At 57.1% G+C, this 23,108-nt stretch carries 20 protein-coding genes; 13 read left to right on the forward strand and 7 right to left on the reverse strand.

Annotated elements, in window-relative coordinates:
* Nucleotides 1-337 precede the first annotated feature (337 nt).
* From J7413_RS10090 to leuB, 3 genes are all read left to right on the forward strand, one after another.
* Nucleotides 338-1,189, forward strand: coding sequence for a hypothetical protein (locus tag J7413_RS10090; protein ID WP_209097950.1), 852 nt, complete (start codon nucleotides 338-340; stop codon nucleotides 1,187-1,189).
* A 116-nt stretch (nucleotides 1,190-1,305) separates the two neighbouring features.
* Entirely contained in the window at nucleotides 1,306-2,226 is a 921-nt protein-coding gene (locus J7413_RS10095) for an endonuclease/exonuclease/phosphatase family protein (RefSeq protein ID WP_209098056.1), read from the forward strand.
* Nucleotides 2,227-2,329: 103 nt separating this feature from the next.
* Nucleotides 2,330-3,433, forward strand: coding sequence for a 3-isopropylmalate dehydrogenase (gene leuB / locus J7413_RS10100; RefSeq protein ID WP_209097951.1), 1,104 nt, complete (start codon nucleotides 2,330-2,332; stop codon nucleotides 3,431-3,433).
* A 64-nt stretch (nucleotides 3,434-3,497) separates the two neighbouring features.
* Here leuB and J7413_RS10105 read toward each other — a convergent pair whose 3' ends face one another.
* From J7413_RS10105 to J7413_RS10125, 5 genes are all read right to left on the reverse strand, one after another.
* Nucleotides 3,498-4,163, reverse strand: coding sequence for an ABC-type transport auxiliary lipoprotein family protein (locus J7413_RS10105; protein WP_209097952.1), 666 nt, complete (start codon nucleotides 4,161-4,163; stop codon nucleotides 3,498-3,500).
* A complete protein-coding gene (locus J7413_RS10110; protein ID WP_209097953.1) occupies nucleotides 4,160-6,274 on the reverse strand; it encodes an MlaD family protein in 2,115 nt (704 codons plus the stop codon). Before J7413_RS10110 ends, J7413_RS10105 begins: the two co-directional genes overlap by 4 nt.
* Nucleotides 6,275-7,072 carry an ATP-binding cassette domain-containing protein gene (locus J7413_RS10115; RefSeq protein ID WP_209097954.1) on the reverse strand — a complete coding sequence of 266 codons (798 nt, stop codon included), beginning with the start codon at nucleotides 7,070-7,072 and terminating at the stop codon, nucleotides 6,275-6,277. It abuts the gene before it with no gap.
* A gap of 20 nt (nucleotides 7,073-7,092) precedes the next feature.
* Nucleotides 7,093-8,223, reverse strand: a complete 1,131-nt coding sequence (locus J7413_RS10120; protein ID WP_209097955.1) for an MlaE family lipid ABC transporter permease subunit — start codon at nucleotides 8,221-8,223, stop codon at nucleotides 7,093-7,095.
* A gap of 141 nt (nucleotides 8,224-8,364) precedes the next feature.
* Nucleotides 8,365-9,156: a PaaX family transcriptional regulator C-terminal domain-containing protein gene (locus J7413_RS10125; protein WP_209097956.1), complete on the reverse strand. Its 792-nt coding sequence runs from the start codon at nucleotides 9,154-9,156 to the stop codon at nucleotides 8,365-8,367.
* Between the two features lie 160 nt (nucleotides 9,157-9,316).
* Here J7413_RS10125 and J7413_RS10130 point away from each other — a divergent pair, with 160 nt between their 5' ends.
* From J7413_RS10130 to J7413_RS10140, 3 genes are all read left to right on the forward strand, one after another.
* A complete protein-coding gene (locus J7413_RS10130) occupies nucleotides 9,317-10,144 on the forward strand; it encodes a trypsin-like peptidase domain-containing protein (RefSeq protein WP_209097957.1) in 828 nt (275 codons plus the stop codon).
* A gap of 121 nt (nucleotides 10,145-10,265) precedes the next feature.
* The gene (locus tag J7413_RS10135) at nucleotides 10,266-10,739 is read left to right on the forward strand and encodes an Hsp20 family protein (protein WP_209097958.1); all 474 of its coding nucleotides are present in this window, start codon (nucleotides 10,266-10,268) and stop codon (nucleotides 10,737-10,739) included.
* Nucleotides 10,740-10,835: 96 nt separating this feature from the next.
* Nucleotides 10,836-12,083: an MFS transporter gene (locus J7413_RS10140; RefSeq protein WP_209097959.1), complete on the forward strand. Its 1,248-nt coding sequence runs from the start codon at nucleotides 10,836-10,838 to the stop codon at nucleotides 12,081-12,083.
* A gap of 53 nt (nucleotides 12,084-12,136) precedes the next feature.
* Here the strand turns inward: J7413_RS10140 and J7413_RS10145 are convergent, their stop codons facing one another.
* Nucleotides 12,137-14,323 (reverse strand): esterase-like activity of phytase family protein, encoded by a 2,187-nt coding sequence (locus J7413_RS10145; protein WP_209097960.1) that lies wholly within the window; start codon nucleotides 14,321-14,323, stop codon nucleotides 12,137-12,139.
* A 178-nt stretch (nucleotides 14,324-14,501) separates the two neighbouring features.
* On the opposite strand from J7413_RS10145, the gene J7413_RS10150 reads away from it, so the two are divergent.
* Nucleotides 14,502-15,281 (forward strand): alpha/beta hydrolase, encoded by a 780-nt coding sequence (locus J7413_RS10150; RefSeq protein WP_209097961.1) that lies wholly within the window; start codon nucleotides 14,502-14,504, stop codon nucleotides 15,279-15,281.
* On the opposite strand, the gene J7413_RS10155 is transcribed toward J7413_RS10150, so the two are convergent.
* The gene (locus J7413_RS10155; RefSeq protein ID WP_209097962.1) at nucleotides 15,278-16,249 is read right to left on the reverse strand and encodes a P1 family peptidase; all 972 of its coding nucleotides are present in this window, start codon (nucleotides 16,247-16,249) and stop codon (nucleotides 15,278-15,280) included. The two genes, J7413_RS10150 and J7413_RS10155, sit on opposite strands and share 4 nt — an antisense overlap.
* A gap of 213 nt (nucleotides 16,250-16,462) precedes the next feature.
* Between J7413_RS10155 and J7413_RS10160 the strand changes: the two genes are divergently transcribed.
* The 6 genes from J7413_RS10160 (at nucleotide 16,463) to J7413_RS10185 (ending at nucleotide 23,097) form a co-directional block, all read left to right on the forward strand.
* On the forward strand, nucleotides 16,463-17,671 hold the full coding sequence (locus J7413_RS10160) for an aminopeptidase P family protein (RefSeq protein WP_209097963.1): 1,209 nt from the start codon (nucleotides 16,463-16,465) through the stop codon (nucleotides 17,669-17,671).
* 269 nt (nucleotides 17,672-17,940) lie between these two features.
* The gene (locus tag J7413_RS10165) at nucleotides 17,941-19,017 is read left to right on the forward strand and encodes a hypothetical protein (RefSeq protein WP_209097964.1); all 1,077 of its coding nucleotides are present in this window, start codon (nucleotides 17,941-17,943) and stop codon (nucleotides 19,015-19,017) included.
* The gene (locus J7413_RS10170; RefSeq protein ID WP_209097965.1) at nucleotides 19,007-19,600 is read left to right on the forward strand and encodes a hypothetical protein; all 594 of its coding nucleotides are present in this window, start codon (nucleotides 19,007-19,009) and stop codon (nucleotides 19,598-19,600) included. Before J7413_RS10165 ends, J7413_RS10170 begins: the two co-directional genes overlap by 11 nt.
* Before the next feature lie 2 nt (nucleotides 19,601-19,602).
* The gene (locus tag J7413_RS10175; protein ID WP_247743440.1) at nucleotides 19,603-20,715 is read left to right on the forward strand and encodes a hypothetical protein; all 1,113 of its coding nucleotides are present in this window, start codon (nucleotides 19,603-19,605) and stop codon (nucleotides 20,713-20,715) included.
* Between the two features lie 67 nt (nucleotides 20,716-20,782).
* The gene (locus J7413_RS10180) at nucleotides 20,783-22,720 is read left to right on the forward strand and encodes an ATP-binding protein (protein WP_209097967.1); all 1,938 of its coding nucleotides are present in this window, start codon (nucleotides 20,783-20,785) and stop codon (nucleotides 22,718-22,720) included.
* A complete protein-coding gene (locus J7413_RS10185) occupies nucleotides 22,720-23,097 on the forward strand; it encodes a hypothetical protein (RefSeq protein ID WP_209097968.1) in 378 nt (125 codons plus the stop codon). Before J7413_RS10180 ends, J7413_RS10185 begins: the two co-directional genes overlap by 1 nt.
* Nucleotides 23,098-23,108 lie beyond the last annotated feature (11 nt).

Genomic DNA, 23,108 nt, shown 5'->3' on the forward strand with positions numbered 1-23,108 from the left:
GCAGGGCTGGGATTTGCACATTGCGGCAAGAATGTGGCACCCTAATTTACCCTAGGTAAATCTGCATTGATTCTCAGGTGCTTAGGGTCACTTTGTGCGTTCAGGTGCAGTAAAGTTAACAAAATAACGCGTTTTTGGGGGTAAAGCTGGTGCATTCCCGCATCACTCGACGTCTGTAGTGGTTGTTTGTTAACCCTTTGGCAAACAATCCCTTGAGCCAAAACAGTTTTCAGAGTGAAATTGAGGCAGAAATGGGGCAAACCGCCACTAAGCGCGGATAAAGACGGAATAAGCTTGCGGCAGCGTATCGCGGCGTCCGGTTAAGGGTACTACAGAAGTGATAACTAAAATCGTTGGGGCGGGCACCCGCGCGGGGTTGGTGGCATTGCTGTTTGCATTGCCAGCCATTTTACTACCATCTGTCGGTTCAGACGCGATCCAGATCATGATGCTTTTTGCACTGTTGGCTGGATGTCTTGTGTTTGTTGAGTATGTCTCAAATGCACCGTCGATCCTTGAGTTTCGATATGCGCCGCCGTTCAATCGGTTGAGGTATCTTGCGATTTTTCTGACAGTTTTTGCACTTTCCGTCATTGCCCGCGGAGAAGTTGCCCCCAATGCGTTCACAGCCTTCTTGCATGCCCTTGGCCAGTTGGTCGGGGATGCGATCGATTTCCCCTATTCCCCTGTGCGCTTGATGGTGATCATGCTGCCAAACAACGCGACGCCGGAGCTGGTTGCCCAGGTCCGTACCGCGGCTGGCCTGTCTTATCTCATCTCTCTCGTGACCCTTGTCGTCTTTTATTTCTACGTGCGCGTCCTCGGTTGGCCTGCGCGCAACGGGGCCTTCAATGTCTGGGTAAACCTGCCGCTTTTTGATCCAACGGCTGGTGGGGATGTGATGCCGCGTCTGCTGCGCGATGGGCGTCTTAACATTTTGTTAGGCTTTCTTATGCCTTTCTTAATCCCGGCGATTGTTCAAATGATGTCAGATCTCATTGATCCGATCCATTTGAGTGACCCCAAGACGATGATCTGGACGATGAGCGCATGGGCTTTCATTCCGGCAAGCATGATCATGCGCGGCATTGCGATGACGCGCGTTGCGACGTTGATCAACGAGAACCGGCAGCGTGCCTATGCCGCCACTCATGCTGGACATGCACAGGTGACTTCTTCGGCAGCCTGACCAAAGGTCTCTTTGTTGGGCTCTTTATCTGCGCGTTGTCGATAAGCCGCGTATGGGCTGAGCCCCTTAGAATTGCCACCTACGATGTGGAACTGACCCGCAAAGGGCCGGGTTTGATGCTGCGGGATATCTTGCGGCGTGAGGATCAAACGCGTGCTGTGACACAGGTTGTGGCGCACGTCGCGCCGGATATTTTGTTCCTTCAGGGTGTGGACTATGACGCGGACCTCTTGGGGGCAAAAGCGTTGCGGGATCAGTTCGCGGAGGCAGGGGTGGTCTATACCCATCTGTTTGCACTGCCGCCGAACACCGGCGTGCCGACAGCGCTGGACATGAACGGCGACGGCTATCTGCATGATGCAGAAGACGCGCAAGGCTTTGGCCACTTCCGTGGGGCGTCGGGCCTTTTGGTGCTGTCGCGCTGGCCCTTTGGTGCAGTAGAAGACTACAGCACTCTGCTTTGGCGGGATCTGCCAAGTGCGCAGATGCCAGACATTGACGGGGCTCCTTTCCCTTCGATTGAAGCACAGGCCATTCAGCGACTTTCACGCACAAATCACTGGATCCTGCCCGTGGAGCATCCTGAGAAGCGCCTAAGTCTGCTGCTTTTTGCGGCGGGACCGCCGGTGTTTGACGGGCCTGAAGATCAGAATGGGTTGCGCAACGCCGATGAAATCCGTCTTTGGGTGCATCTGTTGAACGGGGCGCTGGGGCCAGTGCCTGACGCCCCGTTTGTGCTCATGGGCGGGGCCAATCTTGATCCGGATCGCGGGGAAGGGCGTCGACATGTGATCGCCAGTTTGCTCGCCGATCCGCGCTTACAAGATCCTCTGGAGGAGTCCGGGCCAACCGTGGATTGGCGCGAGCCACGTCCGGGGGATTTGCGTGTCGACTACCTTTTGCCATCCGCAGATATCAGAGTGCTGGAGGCGGGGGTTTTCTGGCCAAAAGCGCCAGATCCAGATGCGCGGTTTCTTGTGTTCAATAAGGTTCGTGCCAGTCGGCACCATATGGTTTGGGCGGATATCGAATTTTGACCTGATTTCCCGTCAAACGAGGGAGTCAAAGTCCCTTGTTTCTTGATCTTTTGCGCCTGTCTCGCTAACCCGTAGCGAACCCAAAGGATCAAGGACGACACTTATGAGCAACCCTTCGCTTCTCATCCTCGCCGGCGACGGCATCGGCCCCGAAGTCATGACCGAAGTGCAGCGCATTATCGGCTGGTTTGGCGACAAACGTGGCCTGAAATTTGACGTGAGCGAAGACCTCGTGGGCGGCGCAGCATACGACAAACACGGTGTGCCGCTGCATGATGACACCATGGCGAAAGCCCAAGAGGTGGACGCGGTGCTGCTGGGCGCTGTGGGCGGCCCTAAGTACGATGATCTGGACTTCTCCGTGAAGCCAGAGCGCGGTCTGCTGCGTCTGCGCAAAGAGATGGATCTGTTTGCCAACCTGCGCCCGGCACAGTGTTTTGACGCGCTCGCGGATTTCTCCTCTTTGAAAACCGACATCGTGTCTGGCCTTGACATCATGATCGTGCGTGAGCTGACTGGCGGCGTTTACTTCGGCGAGCCGCGCGGTATCTTTGAAGAGGGCAACGAGCGTGTGGGCATCAACACCCAGCGCTACACAGAAAGCGAAATCGAGCGCGGCGCACGTGCAGCGTTTGAACTGGCGATGAAGCGCGACAAACGTCTGTGCTCCATGGAAAAAGCCAATGTGATGGAAAGTGGCATCCTGTGGCGTGAAGTGGTCAACGAAGTGGCCAAAGACTACCCCGAGGTGGAACTGTCTCACATGTATGCAGACAACGGCGCGATGCAGCTGGTGCGCGCGCCCAAGCAGTTTGACGTGATCTATACCGACAACTTGTTTGGTGACATTCTGTCTGATTGTGCGGCGATGCTGACTGGTTCGCTGGGCATGCTGCCATCTGCGTCTCTTGGTGCGCCAATGGCCAATGGCCGCCCGAAAGCGCTGTATGAGCCGGTACACGGCTCCGCACCTGACATTGCTGGCCAAGGCAAAGCGAACCCATGCGCCTGTGTGCTCTCCTTTGCGATGGCCCTGCGCTATTCCTTCAACGAAGGTGCGGAAGCAGATCGTCTGGAAGCGGCGGTTGAAAAAGTGCTGGCTGACGGCGTGCGTACCGCCGACCTGATGCAGTCCGAAGGCGAGACACCGGTGTCGACCACTGAGATGGGCGATGCGTTGCTGGCAGCGTTGGACGCAAGCCTGTAATTGCGGGCAAACTTAACAAAAACAAAAGGCGCCTCATTGGGCGCCTTTTTCTTTGACTGTTTGTTTATTGCAAAGAGGGGTGTGGGTTCTTCTGCGCGTGGCTGTAAATGGATTTCACGCTCCATTCCACTGAGCTGCGCATGGTGCGGCCAAGGGCGGTGTCAAAGGCAAGCACCACATCATTGATGTCATCGCTTGCGGTTTGAACCAGCGCTTCGAAAGACTTTGAATCAATGATCAGGTTGTTGAAAGAATCCACGATTTTCAGGTTCAGTCGCACGTGAATTTGCAGGGCCTCTGAGCCTTCCACCTGAACAGCGGGCAATCGCGCCTGAAACTCTCTGAGGTCGGTGACAATGACGTAATCGGGGCGCAGCCCAACGCTGGAGCGACCGACAGAGCGGACTTTGCCGCTGTTCTCATAGCTTTCCACCAAAAGATTCTGCACGATCACCGGTGCGCGATCGACCCAGCGCGCGCGGGGCAGATACTCAATCTGATAGGGCGTGGGCTGTACGGCGATTTGGTCGGTGTTTACCGCAGAGGATGCCGTAGGTTCCTCCACAACGATTTGTTGACGAATGCGGGGCAGACCCGACGCAAACGTGCTTTTAGGCGTAAGCGTGTAGAGATCCGTGGGCGTTGTGGCGCGATTTAGCGTTTCAAGCCCGGTGCACCCAGAGAGGGCGATCGCGCCCAGCATCATGCCTGTCCATACCAGTCGCATCATCGACGAAACTCCGATCCTTGAGTGCCCAGAAGGAACCGTGCCGGGTCGCGCCTGATCAGCTCCACCAACCGGTCCATGTTGTTGACGAGAAACCGCGCCTCTTCGACGAAGCGGGTGGTTTGCGGCAGACCGATGCGGAAGAATTCCGTTACCTGACGCTCATTTTGCACAACGATGTTATCCAGACGTCCCAAGAGATCTGAGGCTGACTGTGCCGCCGAAAGCACCTCGGTAGAAGCGCTGTTGAGATCTTTCGTTACAGTCGTCACAGTTTCTGACACTGCGGAGACTGCGCCGCCAAGATCGGTGATGATGCCTGAGACATCCTCATCCAGAATTTGGTTCACACCGCTGAAGGTTTTTTGGGCTGTGTCTAGGGTGACATCAGCTGTTTCCATCGCCTGATAGATCGCCTCGAGGGTTTTGTTGGAGCGCGCGAAGGTGTCGGTTGCTGCCAGCAGAGCGGTGCTTCCCTGTTCTGAAAGCACATCGAGGTCATCTGCGGCACCGATTGCCAAAGTGTCGATGTTGCCGATCATCGTATTGGCAGAGGCGGCTGCCGCGCGGATGTCTGTCACAAGGTCAGGCAACTCGGTGTCGACGGTTGTGCGAATGGTGTCCAGAGCTGCGCGGGCGCTGGTTGCCGCTGCACGTGCGTCAGCCACAAAGGCGGCACCTTCGACGGTGACGAGTGTCGTCACACTGTCTGCGGTTGCATCAACAGAGCGCAGCATTTCGTTTGATAAATCCAGCGCTTCGTCCAGATTGGCGAGTGTTGTCTTGGCTTCGGTTAGGCGTGCTGTTGCCTCGGCAATCAGCACAGCGCCCTCGCTGGAAAGGGAGGAGACGCCCGTTTCGATTTCGGCCAGAGTGGTGTTGGCCTGATCCAGAAGGGGCGGCAGTTTCGTGTCGGTCAGGGCGCGTACAGAGGTCAGCGTCTGCGTGGCCTCATTGGCGAGTGGCTTGATGTCAGTGGCAAGCACCTGATTGGCTGTATCTGATGTGGTGCGGACTGAGTTGAGCGTGTCCGTGGCAGTATTGGTGGCCGTTTCAAACGCAGCGATCGCGCTTTCAGATTGATCGACGCGGGCCTTAAGGCTGCTGCCGACTTCCTCGTAGCGGCTGATCAGGGTGGAGGCTTCCTGTCCGACCTGTGTGACCTGCGATTCCAGAGCTAAGGCGGTATCCTGTACCTGCTCGACGAGTGCGGGCAGACGCTCTTCGATCAGGGTGCGAGCAGATTGCATGGTGGCCAATGCCGAGGGTTCCAGTACGTTTACCACGCCTTCAAGTGCGGCGGCTGCCTCGGCACCACGTGTGATGAACTCGCTGAGCTGATCTTTCATCAGTGCATCGGCGGTGCCGAAAGCGCTTTCGGCGTTGCGCAGGGTGCCTTCTGTCCGGTCTGCTGCCGTCTGAATGCTGCCAAGCGTGTCTGTGGCGGCCAGCAAGGTTTCCTCGGCAGTGTTGGACAGCAATTCCAGACGACCGGTGAAGGCCGCGATTTCGCGCGCGGCGCTGCCCACATCGGTGGACAGGGTTTCAAACTCTGCGATTGTGCGATCGAGGCGACCAGAGGCATTGGACAGGTTGTTGAGAAGCGCGGTGACCGCTTCGGTGTTTTCGTCGCTGACCACCGACTGCAACCGTTCGAGCAGCGTGATCGCCTTTTCCATCAGCTCCGGCGCACCTTCGACGACAGATTGCAGCGCGCTGGGCTCGGTTGGGATTTCGCCAAAGGGTGGGAGGGGATCCGCGTCAGCAGTGCCCCCGGAGAGGGAGACAAAGCTCACCCCTGTCACCCCTTGCCCCTGAAGTTTGGCGACCGTGTCCGTTTTGACTGGGGTGTCGGCGCCGACCTCGATGCGCACGCGCACCAGCGAGGGGTCCTCTTCATCCAGTTCAAGCATCACAACCTGGCCAACAGGCAGACCGTTGTAGCGCACGCCCCCGGCCATGCCGAGGCCTGAGACATTGTCAAAGAGCACGTCATAATAGGCGTATTGCCGTTCCAGATCGACTTTCGCGAGCCAAAACACAAAGAGGAAGGAGCCGATCAGCCCGACCAGCGCGAACACCCCTATCAGGAGATAGTTTGCCCGTGTCTCCATCTATTGAGACCTCCTACTGCCTTTGACCTGCGCCGCTCTGGCACGTGGGCCTGTGAAATACTCTTGCACCCAGGGGTGATCGATGTCTGTCATGGTTTCGATTGGACCTTCCACCAAGACGCGCTTTTCTGCCAGAACGGCGATCCGGTCACAAATGGCGTAAAGACTGTCAAGATCATGGGTCACCATAAACACGGTGATGCCAAGCGCGCGCTGCAACTCTCCAATCAAATCGTCATAGGCTGCGGCGCCGATGGGATCGAGGCCCGCGGTGGGTTCATCCAGAAAGACAATCTGCGGATCAAGCGCCAACGCGCGAGCCAATGCGGCCCGCTTGCGCATACCGCCGGACAGCTCACTTGGCAGTTTTTCACAGGCAAAATGTGGCAGGCCAACAAGGCCCACCTTGAGCGCGCCGAGATCTTTCATGAGATTGCTCGAGAGCTTTAAATGTTCGCGCATCGGCGCCATCACATTCTGCAACACGGTCAGGCTTGAAAACAGCGCACCATCCTGAAACGCAACCCCCCAGCGGGTTTCCACTTTGCGTCGTTCGCTTTCCGGCGCGTTTAAAACATCGGTGCCGAGCACTTCGATGTTGCCAGCCGCGGGGCGGTTGAGGCCCACGATGGTGCGCAACAGAACTGATTTGCCCGTGCCAGAGCCACCTACGATGCCTAAAACCTCGCCGCGCCAGACGTCGAGATCCAGATTGTCATGCACCACCTGTCGGCCAAACTGATTGCGCAGGCCGCGCACCTTGATCACCGCCTCCCGCTCTGCTGTTGCCTCAGGCATAGGCTGTGTGTCCACTGCATTCATATGCCCAGCCCCGCAAAGAAAATGGAGAATAGGGCATCCAGTGCGATCACCAGAAAGATGCCCTGAACCACGCTGGAAGTGGTGCGTTGGCCCACGCTGGTGGAACTGCTTTTGACCTGAAACGCCTGCCAGCAGGCTACCACACCGATCACCAGCGCAAAGAATGGCGCCTTGACCATACCGACGAGCAGGTGGGTTACATCGGTGTTTTCATAAAGCCGGGTGACGAACATGCCGGGGCTGACGCCCAGATTGATCCAACTCATCAGCCCGCCACCCAGCAGGCCGAAAAGATTTGCCACAAAGCCAAGCAGGGGCAGCATGATCAACAAAGCGAGCACGCGCGGCACCACCAGCACCCGTATCGGATCAAGGCCAAGGGTTTGCATGGCGTCGATTTCCTGCTGCACTTTCATCGAGCCCACCGATGCCGTGAAGGCCGAGCCGGATCGCCCTGCCACAATAATCGCGGTCAGCAAGATGCCGAGTTCGCGCAGGACGGAGATGGAGATGAGCTCAACCACAAAGACTTCTGCGCCAAAGCGCTGCAGCTGAGTGGCGCCCTGAAAGGCGAGGACCACACCAATGAGAAATCCCATCAGCCCGATGATGGGCACGGCGTTAAAGCCTGTGTCTTGCATATGCGTGACAAGAGAGGCCCAGCGCAGTTTGTGAGGGCGCGCCACTTCGCGCGCGAGCGCCACGAGTGTTTCACCGAGAAAGCTGATAAGGGAGAGCGCGCTTTGCCAGCCGCCGACTAGATTTTTGCCCCATTGCTCCAGCCAGTCCCAGGGAGAGCGTGAGGGAGTGTCGTCTAAGTCATCGTTTGGCATGGCTGCGGAAACGGTGCGCAACAAGGCCATCTGATCTTCAGCGCCCCCTTCCAGCACGACGTCAACACCATCACGTTGGAGGCGATTTCGCAAATTTGCCACCATCCAAGCGCCGCCTGTGTCCATCGCGCTTAGACCACCCAGACTGAGCCGCAATGTGCCGGACTTTGCTGAAACCTGCGCAAATGGGCGCTCCATCTCTGCCAGAAATTCCGTCAACAGCGCGCCGCTGAGCTGCACAACAGTTTCCGTGCCCGTTACATCCACGCGCAGGTTTGGGCGAACGCTGCTCATCGCGCAAAGATCATTTTGATGAAGGCATACGCCGCTGTCGTCCCGATCATTCTGATCCCAAATGCGTGGAGGCTCATTGCGTTTGTGCCACTATTATCAAATCGTGCCAGCGCTTTAAAGCGCTGCTGCTCTTTGCGTGTGTTATCGCCTCGTCAGGCGTTGCTCCAAAACGTCTATCGTCGGGCGTGTCCATTGATTGAGTGCGCGCATCACGACCAATCGCGCTTGAGCGCCTTCCCAATCCTGTCCCAATAGGTGGTTTGGGACCACCCCATGACGCAGGCAAAGCCGCCGCCAGTGATGCAATACGACGAGTCGCAGTGCGGTGCGCGTGATACAGTCATCCGGGGTAGGGCGGTGCAACGCAGTTTCCACTGCTGAGGCCAGTTCATCATATTCCGCGCGCATCACGTTCGGGGCGATGATCTCTACAACCCAGTTCGGTAGTTCTGTTGGGTTGAATGGGCTGAGAACACATCCGTCTGGGCAGGCATCGACATCCGAAACCAAGGCGCTGCGTGTGGACAACAGGATGGATCCCTCGGGCAGGCGCGTCTCAAAATCCGCGATACTCAACGCTGGCGATCCAATCAGAAGATCAACGCGTGTTTTGCTTTGTTCGGACATTCCGTACACCTGTGGGCGGGCGCGCTCTGTGGCTGCCCAGCCTGTCGGCGACAGGCGGTGCACTGACATGCGCCCGCGTTTTTGGGTCACAATCCATCCGTCGCGCCGCAAACGATGCAAGGCAACACGCAGTGCTTGGTTGTTGATCCCAAGACATCCAACCAGAGCATCCAGAACAGGGCCTGACATCCAGGCGTCTTCGTCTTGCAGAAGATCCCCCAGAATCGTCACGACGACCGACCACACTTTGATTGGCCCGCAGTCGCGCACTGTCTTGATATCGTCTGGCAGATCAATCTGTTGCATGACGGTACTTTACGCATGCCGCAACGCAACAACAAGCGCGGCGGTAACCTGCCATATTCATGCCGTTTTGGTTCGACATACAAACATAGATTGCAGAGTGTTTGGTGGCGGTGCAGGCCGGTCACAAGCTCGCTCTGCGCCTGGTTTGATAGAGAGATTTATGTATTTTTCCCGCATTGCTTGCCTAATTGCGCTGTTGTTCTCGGCGGTACCTGCATTTTCTGAAGAGCGCCTTCAGCCGCTGCGCACACGTGGAGAGCTGCTAGGCTGGGAGGCGATCGGTCGGCTTGATGTCAAAGGGGCTGGGTATTGCTCGGGGGCATTGATTGCGCCGGATCAGGTGCTGACAGCCGCGCATTGCGTTTTTGACACTGCAGGGCGGCAGGTTGCCCCAGAGAACATCCTCTTTCGCGCAGGCTATGTTGCCGGAGAGGCCTTGGCTGAACGCACTGTCAGCCGTGTGATTGTTGATGCTGGATATCAGGATGTTCCAGGAGGCAAGATCAGCAACAAGATGATCCGGCATGATGTGGCTTTGCTGCGTTTGGCCTCCCCGATTTCGACCTCTGAGGCCAATCCCTTTGCCATACATGTTGACCCGCAGGAGGGAGAAAAGGTCTCTGTTCTCAGCTATGGGCGGGGCCGGAGCGAGCATATTTCCTGGCAGCGGGACTGTTCGGTGGTGAGGCGCGGCTGGGGGCTTTTGAAGTTTGATTGCAATGTGACCTACGGCTCCTCGGGGGCACCGGTTTTTGTGCGCTATGGCAATCGGGTGCGCATATTGTCTTTGGTGTCGGCGGGCGATGATCTTGAAAACGGCAGCGCAGTTTCATTCGGCATGGAGCTTCCATCGGTGGTCGCAGAGCTGAAACGACGCATGCGGGTGGGGGATGCGCCGGTCGCGAAGGTCAGCGCAGGGGCAAAGCGTATTCAGATTGGCAATCGCAGCGGCACCGGTGCGAAATTTGTCCGCGCGGGAGGGGGTTGAAACCTGAAATAGGCTTCCCAAGTGATGTGTATCGAGGCGCCGATGATCGGGTCTTGTTTCTACACCGCCTGTCCGAATGGAAGGCACTTACATATTGTTGTCGCTCAATGGAGGATAACCCATGCGCACTTTTGATCTGGCTCCGCTGTACCGGTCGACCGTTGGCTTTGACCAATTGGCAAACATGATGGACCGTGTTTTGTCCAACGATGTCGCCCAGCCGAGCTACCCCCCATACAACATCGAAAAAACCGCCGATGATGCCTATCGCATTTCGCTGGCTGTGGCTGGTTTTTCCGCTGATGATCTGAGTATTGAGGTTAAGCAGAACGCTTTGATTGTGACCGCCAAGAAAGGCGAAGAGAGCAAAGACAAGACCTACCTGCACCGCGGGATAGCGACGCGCGCATTTGAACGTCGCTTCCACCTGGCGGACCACGTCCGCGTGACGGGTGCGAGCCACGAAGATGGCATGCTGCACATCGCGTTGCAGCGTGAAATCCCTGAGGCGCTGAAGCCGCGCCGTATCGAGATTTCCACTGGTGCCCGCAAAGCCGTGGAGCAGGATGTGGTTGACGCAAAAGCCGTGAACTGACCTCCAAATCACTGACACACAAATTCTTCCCTTGTTGTCAGGCGCGCGTCTCAGATTGAGGCGCGCGTTTTGCGTTTGTCTGGTTGCAGTTCGCTTATGAAGGCGTCAAAGTCGCCCGGTTTTCTGATCATTGGTGGCTTTGTGAACCTCGGCGCTTTGAAATCTGGTAATTTCCGGGCTTATGTCTGTGGCGCGGCCTTTGGGTTGATGGCGATCTGGATGCAGCGGATCGTAATGGGCTGGCTTGCGTGGGAGATGACAGACTCGCCCAGTTTTGTCGGATTTGTGGCGCTATTGATGTTTGCGCCGTCGATTGTGCTGTCGCCGCTGTTTGGAGTGTGGGTCGACCGCATCAGTGTGAAACGCGCGATGCTGATTGTGCAAGGCATCAACATGGTGTTGTGCATCGCGCTGTGGGCGTTGGTGGCGGTTGGTATGATGACGCCGTTCTGGCTGGCACTGCTTGCGTTTCTGATTGGTGTTATGTTGGCAGTCAACCAGCCGGTGCGGATGGCCATGACACCGCGACTGGTGAGACGTGAGCACGTGGGGTCTGTGGTCACGATCGTGGCGATAAACTTCAATATCGCCCGAATGGTTGGGCCGGCGATTGGGGGGCTGTTGATTGCCGAGATTGGCGTTGCGCACACGCTTTTGGTCCAATGGCTGCTGTTTGTGCCTTACCTTTTTATTCTGTCCCGTTTGAGACTTCGACCTAGGCGGGAGAGCGGTGGCGCGCGGGAGCCCTTTTTCACCGCACTTGGTGCCGGAATTCGCTACGTCTGGCAGGTCGCTGCCGTGCGCGAAGCCATGCTGCTGGCGGGCATGTTGGCGTTGGTGGCGCGCGGAACGCTGGAGGTTTTGCCGCCGCTGGCTGATGGTGTGTTTGGGCGTGGTGCGGATGGTCTGGGCGTATTGATGAGTGTCACAGGACTTGGTGCAATACTGGGGGGCTTCTCCAAAGCTGTTCTGCCCCCTCAAATGCCCGGGCGCTTGCCGTTGCTGACACGTTTGGCGATCGCATTGGGGCTAATGCTGGTCGCCGTTTTAGGGGTGGCCCCAACTTGGGAGTTGGCTTTGGCTGTCGCAGCGGGGATGTCCTTTGTTACCACGCTCACTGCGATTTCCACGCAGACCGCCATTCAGCTGGATCTGGAAGATGACATGCGCGGGCGTGTGATGAGCCTCTGGGCTGTGCTTGCGGCAGGAGGGGCTGCAGTGGGCGCCGGGGGCGTGGGTGTTTTGGCGGATTGGCTGGGATTTCAGACAAGCTTGATTTGGTGCGGCAGTCTTTCTGCAGTTGCGGTGGCGGGCTATCTCGCGTTGTCTGGTCTGAAAAAGTAAACCCCGCTGCCGATGGGCAACGGGGCTCTGTCTGTCTGACGGGGAGGATCAGATCAGTTGGCAGCGGGTTCGATGTTGCCGATGTTGAAGAACATCGTCTCACCGGAGTGATCGTCCACACCGTCGTTGTCTGTCGACACAAACGCTGTGCCGTCTTCTGAAATGGCCAGACCTTCCACTTTGTCGAGCACATAGCCGCCAGTAGAGGTCAGATCCGGGAGCAGGTCGCGCACCAGAGTTTTTGTGATAACAGGCAGGTCCCCACCCAGCGGGGCAGGCACCATGTCAGACGCCGCGACGCGGTAGATCTTCTTGGTCACCGCACGGTGATCGTGCTGATTGTCACGCTCTACAATGTAAACCCAATCGCCATGCGCCACGATTTCAGACAGGCCAACCCAACCGGTGGCAGGCTCGGCTTTGGGATAGTGCACCGCGCCCCACTCTTTGGTTTCCAGATTGTATGAGACCAGTTTCACGTGGTTTTTGTGGTCGTCCTTCCACTCGCGTTGAACCGCCATCCAGAGCGTGTCGCCCAGCTTGGTGATGCCTTCAAACCCAAAGCGTTTTTCCACCGCCATCAGTTCTGCTGGCAGGCCAATTTCGCCTTTGCGGTCTTTGATCAGACCTTCGGCGGAGACGTGGTAGATGGCATGCGGGATCACACGGTCGGTGCGGCCTTCAGACGCCACATAGAAGCCACCGTTGCCATCAAGTGTGATGCCTTCCATATCGATTTTCTGCGCGGGGCTGCCGTCCTGACGGTGCACACGGATCACATCGACGATGCGGGCGGGCGTCTGGGTGGTGTCGATTTTGAAGATGGAGGGCTGGAAGCCATAGAAGCTGTCATTCACAGCCCAGACGATGCCGTCTTTGTCGGACACCATGCCGGAGATCGCCCCCCAGCCGATTAGCTCATCAGCACCCTCAGATGTGAGATGCGGATACACGGCCGGTGCCTTCTGATGTTCAAACAGCATCACATGCGCACGTGCGCCGCCATCTTCGATCAGGTCTTTCTCATTGGCAGACACCAGCAGATTGCGCTCTGGGATTGCCACATAACCTTCGGGGCCGACGCCCGAGGGCAGCAGCTGTTTCAGCACAGGTTCTGCTGGGTTCGTAACGTCATAGACACCAACAACAGAGGCCCGTTCCGCGCCGACAAACACATAGGGCGTGCCGTTGAAGGTTGCGAAGGTCACACTTTCCGGCTCCACACCTTTGCTGTCAGAGCGTTTGTCCGGGTAGTGACCGATCTGAATGATCGCCTTTTCAAAATCGGTGCCGTTCTCGTAGACCACGGTGCCGTCTTTGTGGAAGATGGTCCAGCCACGAGAGCCGCCATCCATATCGCCCTCATTGGCTGTGGCGAAGTGATTGTCATCAATCCAAGTGACAGCATCGGGCTCGCGCAGGCGGCCTTTCTGACTTTCGGTGAAGATCAGTGCGCCGCGTTCGTCTGTCGCGTCGATGCCCTCAAGATCCACAGCACCTGCGGAGAAATGGGAGATGACTTCGCCTTCCTTGGAGACAACCACCATGTGGTTGTTTTCCTGCAAGGTTACCACGGTTTCGCCCAATGCGTTGATGGACACGTATTCCGGCTCTGGATCTTCTGGAGACACCGCAGCGAGGCCGGTCATGTCCACCATGCGCAGCGTGTCACACGCAAGAGAGCCGTCTTGCAGCTCAATCATGGCCAACATGCCCGCGGGCATTTGACCTGTGCGGCCATCGCCAAGATCTTCGTCACGCTCATTTTCAATGGCGACAGACACAAAGCTCTGATCCGGTGCAATGGCGACGCTGTCAGGCTGTCCGCCCAGATCACAAGAAGCAGCGACAGTGCCATCCGCGATGTTGATCGCCTGAATCAGGCCGGAGGGCTGTGTGTAGCTCTCAGATGTGTTCACGCCTACGATCGCGAGATCGCCAAACACGCCAACGGAGGTTGGCTCACCGTCAAGTGCGACATTGCCGAGCGGCTTTGGCTGGGTCGGATCGGTGATGTCGATGCGCCCAATAACACCCAGCGGGCTGTCCGTGTACACCAATGTCATGCCATCAGCGGTGGCTGCGATGATTTCCGGGGAAGTCTCACGCGTGGTATCCTCACCTTTGGCCATGTTTTTGACCACAGGGAAGGAGGCAATGCGGTTGAAATTCATTTCAGCGGTGGCGTGACCTGCGGTCAATGCCAGCGCCGACGTCAAGCAAAAGCTGCGCAGCAACATTTGGTGTCTCCGTGTTGGTTCATTATGTGCAGGTCGCACCCGTATATGACGCTGTGGCAACAGCCGTATGACAGATCTGCGAAAGCCGTGACGGGCCGTGACAAAGCAAAAAGCCATTTGTGGTTGGTGCGGTGATCCCGCAGAGTGGCGGCGCATTTGAAGTCATGGGGAGAGGGACATGGATTGGGATGACGCATACGCCAATGCCGCACATATCGCTGGGGCTGAGGCGTACCCACCGCGCTGGGCGGAAGAGGCCGCGGCGTTTCGGGAAGCCACCGGTGCCGAGATTGATCTGCCTTATGGGGATGGCGCCCGGCATCGGTTTGATGTGATGCGCCCCAAAGGCACGGCAAAGGGGCTCTTTGTGTTTGTGCACGGGGGATATTGGCTGCGGTTTGACAAGTCTTCCTGGAGTCATTTTGCCCGTGCGGCTGTGGCGCAGGGCTGGGCTGTGGCCATGCCCTCCTATGATTTGGCACCAAGCGTGCGCATTTCAGAGATCACAAAACAGATTGGTCAGGCTGTGTGCCGTGCAGCGGAAATGGTCGAGGGGCCGATCATTTTGGCGGGGCATTCCGCTGGTGGGCATCTCGTGGCTCGGATGGTCTGCGAAGGCGTGTTGCCAGACAGTGTTGGCCATCGGATCACACGCGTGGTGCCGATTTCACCTGTGTCTGATCTGCGGCCTTTGATGAAAACCGTTATGAATGCGGATTTGAAACTGGACGCAGCAGAATGTGGCTCTGAAAGCCCGGTATTTGGTACGCCGCATGCACATGTCGATGTCACGGTTTGGGTTGGCGCAGAGGAGCGGCCTGTGTTTCTGGATCAGGCGCGCTGGTTGGCAGAGGCTTGGGGCTGCGATCTGTTTGTGGCCGGTGGCAAGCACCACTTTGATGTCATCGACGCCTTGGCAGACCCTGAAAGTGATTTTGCCCGGATGGTCCTAGCCTAAGGTCTAAAGCAGGGCACGGTATCGCCCGCGGCAGGGCGCGCATGCCAGACCCCCCGCGCAATGGCGCGGGCAAGGCAGGTGGCTGCGGCATGCCCCAGCCAGAGGGTATCTGCGACCTCTGTTTCGAGCGGCTTGGCATTTGTGCTGACGCCAAAAATCAGATCTCCGTCCATTGGCGTGTGCGACGGCACCAAAGCGCGGGCCATGCCATCGTGAGCTGCGGTCGCCATGCGCATGCATTGCGCCTGCGTGAGATCTGCATCGGTTGCGACAATGGCGATGGTGGTGTTGTGGCTGGACAGTTTGGTGTTGGGCAAGCCCGTTGGCGCACAGGGTAGCAGGCCCAAATTGCCAAATTCGTCACCGACTTCCCAAGGGGCCGCCCAGAAGTGTTGCCCATCTGGAGAGGCATCGCCAAGCGCGTTCACAGCCACCAAGGCGCCGACCGTATGGCCGGATGGCAGGATCATAGATGCCGAGCCAAGACCGCCCTTGTGAGTGGCTAAGGTTGCGCCGGTTCCCGCGCCAAAGGAGCCTAATGTGAAGTCATCGAACGCAGTGGTGAGCGCCTCAGCACCTAGACGCTTGTAGGGGTTTTCGGCCCAGTCTTTGTTTCCTCCATTGAGGAGATCGAAGAGAATGGCACCGGGAACAATGGGGATGTTCTGGTCGCCAACCGCAAAGCCACGTCCGGCGGATCGCAGGGCATCGGCAACACCGGAGGACGCATCCAAACCAAAGGCCGAGCCGCCTGAAAGCGTTAGTGCATCAACCTGTTGCACGGTTTTGTCTGGTGCGAGCAGATCGGTTTCACGTGTGCCTGGTGCGCCGCCCATCACGCTGACGCCGCAGGTGAAAGGCGCCTCGCCAACCAACACGGTTGTGCCCGTCTTGATCGTTGTGTCCTGCGCATTGCCGACGCGAAGCCCCGCCACATCGGTGATCAAATTTCTGGCTCCGGTCTGCATCTGGGTACTCCTCTTTGCGTTCACAGTAGGCGCCTCGAATTTGGGCGCAAGAGTATCAGGGCGCGCAGGTCGTCGGATTTTTGTTGCGCGCGGCGTGCCTCCTTTGGCATGACTCGCACAGGCATTGGCGATGGCGTCGCCACATTCTGCATGAAGAATGCGCCACACTTTTTACAGTCCTGAACGCCGGGACCTCTTTGATCGGAGGTCAACATGACATCACGTCCTGAATTTTATCGGTTTCATAATGGCGAGAAAGCGCCGTTGCAGTTTGCGGAGGCCGAGTATGAGGCCCGCGTGGCGGGTCTGCGCGCAGTTATGGTAGAGGCTGGCGTTAATGCCGCGGTTTTCACCTCGATGCACAATGTGTCCTACTACTCCGGTTTCACCTATTGCGCCTTTGGGCGGCCGTATGCCGTGGTGGTGACCCCCACAGAGTGTGTGACGATTTCAGCCGGCATCGACGCGGGTCAGCCATGGCGGCGCTGCTACGGTGATAACATCACTTACACCGACTGGCAGCGGGACAATTACTGGCGGGCGATCCGATCGATCACGGGCGAGGGCGCAGTGATTGGCTTTGAGGGTGATCACCTGACGCTGCTGCAGCAAAGCAAGCTGAACAGTTTCCTTGCGCCAAAGAGCATGGTTGATCTTTATGAGCAAACCATGCGGCAGCGTATGCATAAGAGTGCAGCAGAGATTGAGTTGATCCGCGCAGGCGCCGCAGTTGCTGATGTGGGGGGATATGCCATCCGTGATGCCGTGAAGGCAGGCGCGCGCGAAATTGACGTGGCCATGGCCGGTCGGAACGCGATGGAGCTTGAGATCGCAAAACGTTTCCCCGGTTCCGAGTATCGCGACACTTGGGTGTGGTTTCAGTCGGGCATCAATACAGATGGCGCACACAACCCCGTCACCGCGCGTGAACTGCAACGTGGTGATATCCTGTCGCTTAACACCTTCCCGATGATTTCGGGCTATTACACAGCACTTGAGCGCACAATGTTTGTGGAAGAGGTCGATCCAGCGAGCCTTGCGATCTGGGAAGCCAATGTGGGCGCGCATGAATTGGGGATTTCTCTGCTGAAACCGGGCGCGAGCTGCGCTGAGGTGACCGAGCAGATCAACACCTTTTTTGCAGAGCGTGACCTGCTGCAATATCGCACCTTTGGCTACGGCCACAGCTTTGGCGTGTTGAGCCACTACTACGGACGCGAAGCCGGTTTGGAGTTGCGCGAGGATATCGACACGGTTCTGGAGCCGGGCATGGTGATCTCCATGGAGCCGATGCTGACGATTGCCGACGGGCAACCCGGCGCCGGTGGGTATCGCGAGCACGATATTCTGGTGATCACTGAAGATGGCAACGAGAACATCACGGGCTACCCTTACGGGCCCGAGTTCAACGTGGTTGGGTAATCAAGCTGTCGCGCCCTGCGGGGCGCGGCAAACCTGCGCGTTTCTTAAGCACGGTTGTCCAAAAGGGCAGAGGTGTGAAACGCGATACACTTATTGTGTGAATTCTCGATCTCAAAATAATTCGCTCTAGGATGGAGTAGCCTACTCTCCCCTCTTTCTTTTGATGTGCACATTTGCAACAGTTTGCCCGAATTGGATGCAGAGGCGATGTAAATGGGCGTAACATTCCCCATATGCGCTTCAAGATATTGAAAAGTAGGGGGTGTTTTATGGCGAATTTTGAAACCCAAGTGCGCGACTCTCAGGCGCAGGTTGCCGCAGCGCAGAGCAAGATCGCAGAGCTGACCAGCCGGATTGATGCCGCACGTGAAAAGATGAAGACCGGCGATGACGTTGCAATTGATATTGAGAACGCGACGCTGGATGACGTGCATGCCCACACAGAGGTGATGAACGCCAATATCGCCGAGCTGATCATGGGCCTTGATGATGTGACGGCGGCGTTTTCCAAAGACTTTGACCAGATGCGGGACAAAACCGGCTGGGAGAGTTTTGTCGGTATCTTCAGCCGAGGCAAATCAGAGTCGATGCGTGCTGAGAGGATCAAGACGGCCAATATTGACGACAAGCTGCAGGACCTGATTGCGAAATCGGATGTGATCACCAAGCTTCTGGAAAGCCAGTTGGCTGTACTCGAAGAGCAGAAGGTGAAGGTTGAGGACAATCTTACTGAGACGCTGGATGAGCGTGAATTCACTGTGGGTGAGCTGGAAAATCTGCGGGCGGAGATCCTTGGCATGGATCCTCAGATCATTGCGCTGGAGAACAAGATTGCCGTTGAGCAGGACGCCGCCGCGCGCACCAAGCTTGAGACCGAACTGGCGGATCTAAACAAAGCCTACAACGAGTTGGTACAGCAAGAGCAGGTGAAGCTGGCCAAAAGCCAGACACTGGAGCGCTATATCGAGAAAGGCAAAACCTGGGTCGACAGTCTGCAAAATCAGGCGGCGACGCAGATGGTGCTGATCAACAAGCTGCAGACCGACACAAAGCAGCGTGTGGTGCTGTATGATGCACTCACCAAATCGCTCAAGACAGCGCAGCAGCAGGACATCGCGCACCGCATCAACGAGATTGGCGTGGAAACCGACAAAGAGGCGCAGGCCTCCATGGCCGCAATTGGCACAGCCACCAACCAGCGCATGGCGGATATGATGGAGGCCCATGAGGAGCATATGGTCTTTGCCCGTGATGTTCTGGCGGCCAAAGCCAAGGCGGATGAACGCTTTGCCCGGAGGTTCCAGAAGATCGTCGAGAAGCACGATAAGAATTTGTATGGGGCGTGATTTGTTTTCCAATTATCAGGTTCTGTTAGAATTTGTTGCCTTTGCGTTGTTCATTTTTGTTATGATTTGGAGCGATCTTGCTCTGAAAGAACGATCACTACGAAACACTCTTTTCGAAGCCATCAAACTGAGCATAGCTGTGGTAGTCTTCGTTGCGGTGGGCCTTTGTCTGGTCTGGGCATTGGCCATCGGATACACGTTTGTCCTTTTTCCCGTTTTGATCGGTTGGTTTGTTTGGTTCGGAAGGGGAAACCCACCCAGTAAACAGCAAGCTACCCCAAAAGACTATTCTGGGCCGACGCGCATGAATGCAGATTTCCCGAGGGTTGTTCAATGGATCGAAACGGGCATTCAAACGTCCCTATTGATTGGTGTCGCTTGGGTTCTCGTCGGCTCGTTAGCGTTTGATATAGAAACATCTCTACCAAGCACGATCACTTTGGCCGCGCTGTTTGGGCTCATGCAATGGGGGCGCTATGTGTCGTTCAGAAGATTTGCCCGGTCAGACGCCGATTTGGCTGAAACAGTGTTCTATAACCCGGTGGACGGCTATTTTCGTCAGCCAAGATGGTTGAGCAAGTGACAATGAATTCAGACCACACCGCTCTGATGGAAACACATGCCTCACGGCGCTACTTTCAGAAGTTTGCGCGGATCACGGAGCATCTGACACAGGTGGCTGCGACACGTGAGGCGGAGGGGGAGATGCGCGCCGATGAGGTGAAAATCCTCACGCGTTATCTGGCCGCGATTGGCTACACGTTCAAAGCGCTGAGCATGAAGTATCTGCTGGTGGGGCGGCAGACCGGGCAGTTCTTTGGCAGCCTTGCAATGGATGCTGTCGAAAGCGGCTTTCCGATGTTCAATGAGCTGTTGGTGATGGCCAACGATGCCCAGCAGGCAGAAAGCCATCTGCGCAATATGCCGGATGCGGAAACGCTGAAGAACGATATGCTGCGCGCCATTATTGGCGATCAGGAGATCCCAACGAAGCTGCAATTCGCGCTGAGCCAGCGGCTCTATTATGAGGAGTTGCTCAAAGGAGAGCTGTTCTGGGCACAGAACCACCCGGAGGTGCTTTGGCTTGGCAATCTCTCTGAACGGCGGCGCAAGTTCCTGCTGCATTGGGCAGTCTATGACAGTCAGGTCAATCTGCCGACGATTTACCTCATGGAGCTTGAGGACACAGGCAAGCGGGCCTTGCCCAAGGATGAGCGGCGCTGGCCAGAGGTTCAGGCGCATCTCATGGCGCAGGCGGTGGCAGGTTTGAAGCTTGTGACCATCGCCAAGGGCTTTGATGAGAGTTTTGACGATCTGCACCCCAAGCGCCTGCAACGCCTGCATGTGGGGCCGATGTATTCCAGCGCTTTCACGCGGCAAAGCGGGCCAATCCGCGATGTGCTGGAGGCGGCGCGGGCACCGGAAGGGGAAGACTGGGCCTTGGCCTGGACCACTGAGGAGTTGCTGAGCGAAGACGTAAAGTCAGAGCGCTCTGGCTGGTTTGGCACTGTGGAGCGTCAGATCTTTGCGCTCGATCCTTTTGCCGGGCGTGGGGCAGACACTGGTGCCACGCGGATGGAGCGTTCAATTGTGCTGCCACAGCGGCCTTTTCAAGCGTTGGAAGAGCTGAACCCACCGGGATTTGGCAGCGTGAACAAATATGTGGTGAGCCCGCAGGGGCGGGTGCTCAGATATTGAATGGATGCTGTGCAACCAACTTTGACTGCGCGGCTTTTGACGATATGAATTTTGGGGTTGATGTAAGATGAGCCTGACAAGTGACCAGATGGAGCTGCGCGAAGAGGATATTCGCAAGCACTATGACGCCGCGGCGCAGATGCTTGCTGGCTTTGACCACACGCCGCGCATTGCCAAAGGCAAAGACATGGCACAGGCGGCGGAACGGTCCAGCGGTATCGGCACACGCCGACGGTTTCGCTCGACCACGCCGGGTTTGGTGACACGTTCAACGGCACGGCCCGAAGGGGTGCATCTGGTGGAACGTATCGAGGGCGCAGGTGTGGAAGATCCGCTGGTGTCACCGGTCCAGGCCAATGTGTTGCATGGTTTGCGGCGGGCTTTGGCGATTGCCTTGGCCGTTGGCGAAAATGTTTCTGAGGCCTCTGGGTTGGCTGATCTTAAGCGGGACAATCTGGCAGGAAGCCTCAGCGCGGATCGCAAGACGGCGTTTTCGGAGCTTTTGGCGGCGGAGGCTTTGGCGGTGAGCTATGTCTTTGCCAATGCGACATCCTTCCTGCTCGCTCCGCTTTTGGGAGAGACACAGGTCGAGGTGGGTGAGGTTGAGGAAGTTTTGACCGACAACGCCCCTTTGGCTTTGCATGGCGCACTTTGGGAACTGGATCAGGACATCGCAGCGCTTGTGAGCAGCGAGGATCGACTGGTCGCCTGTGTCTGCGCCTTTGCTGAGCAGTTGATGGAAAAGCTGAGCCTACGCGCCCAGAACGCGCCACGACTGGAGGCCTTTGAGGGCGCGAGCTGGAAAGTTGCAGCAGATGATCTCACGATCAACGGATTTACGCCTGCACGCGCGGCCAAAGGCACCACGCTGACCATGAGTTTCAAAAAGCCCAACGAAGTTGTGGGCAACCATATCGCCAAATATCAGGCGATGAAGCTCGCCAAGATGCTGATGGCCTATGATTTTGAGCGGCGCATGAATCCCTTTGCCGAAATGGGCGGGTTCATCTTTACCTTCATGGGCGATGGCGCGCCGGGGACAGGGAAAACAACGCTCATTCAGATGATGGCGGGGATGATCCACGATTATTGTCAGGTGGCAGGTTATGCTTTCCGCTACCAGAATTTTGGCATCGACAACATCGACAGCTATCAGGGCAAATCGGGCCAGAATGCCAAATCCTTTGTGGCCAATGTGCTGGATCCGCAGGTGATTGGCTTTGGTACAATTGACGACATTGACCAGATCGCCGGCAAACGCGGAGACCGGCAGAGCTCGGCCGGGCAGCAGGAGGTCACAGCCGTCTTTATGGAAGCTTTTGCCGGGGCCAACACGGTGGTGCGTGGCAACTGTACCTTTGGGATGTTTTCCAACTACCCTGAGAATGTGGACGACGCGCTGCGCCAGCGGGCTGGGGCGCGCTTTCTGGTGGATGGGCCGCAGACGCGGGAGGATTACATCGACATTCTCGCGCTGCTGATGGGCAAGAACCATGATATCGCGCTGGGTGAGCATACCTTGTTTGAGGCTCAGGCCATTCAGAAAGCGGTGGCCGCCAGTTTTGAAAGCCACAACCGCCCCCATGAGGACGGGCTGCTCAACGTGTTTGAGCGCGTGCAGGGGCAAGTCGGTGAGCTGGATACAATTGCGAAGATGGGCACCTATCTGAAGGCCATTCAGGAGGCCGACCCGCGCTTCACGGGCCGTGCGATCAAGAACATCACCGATGCGGTGAAAGTGCGTGCGATGGATTTTGAACTGCCCGACGAATGGATGGAGCAGCCCGATCTGTTCCTGAAAAAGGACTACGACACCAAAAAGGCGATGATTGCTGAGCTGCGCGTGCCGATCACCACCGAGATGGTGGTGCAGGAAATCAACCGCTATGCCGACAGCGAATTCCGCTATGCCGATAAGTCTGACGAGGCCGCGATAGAGGCCATGGTGCGCGACATGGGCCGTACCGAGGCAGCAAAACAGCGCTATCTGAAAGGCAAAGCCTGATGTTTGTGATTGATACCATAGGGTTCTGGAACACTCTGGTTCCGCTGGCTGCATTGGGCCTGTTGGCCGTTTTTCTGCCACGGGTGTTGGTGGATCGCGAAACGCGCTCACATGGCAAGCTGCTGCATGGCATCGCGCTGACGGCTGCGTTTCTGGTGGCAATTGGTTTCATGATTTCCATCGCGGTCACCCAGATGCGCGGGTTCGAGGCCGTGGGACACTTTGAGATTGATCCGCTGGGCGCGGCATGGGTGCATCTGCGTCTTTCATTGATGACTGCAATTGTTTGGGCACCGGTTCTGGGGCTGGTGTGGTTTGGCCAAGCGCAGGGCGTTGAGGCACGGCGCGGGCAGGATATCGCGGCGGGGGATCGGTGATGGAGGGGATG

Origin of the sequence: Shimia sp. R10_1 (assembly GCF_017744095.1) — a bacterium.
In the GTDB taxonomy this organism is placed as follows: Bacteria; Pseudomonadota; Alphaproteobacteria; order Rhodobacterales; family Rhodobacteraceae; genus Shimia.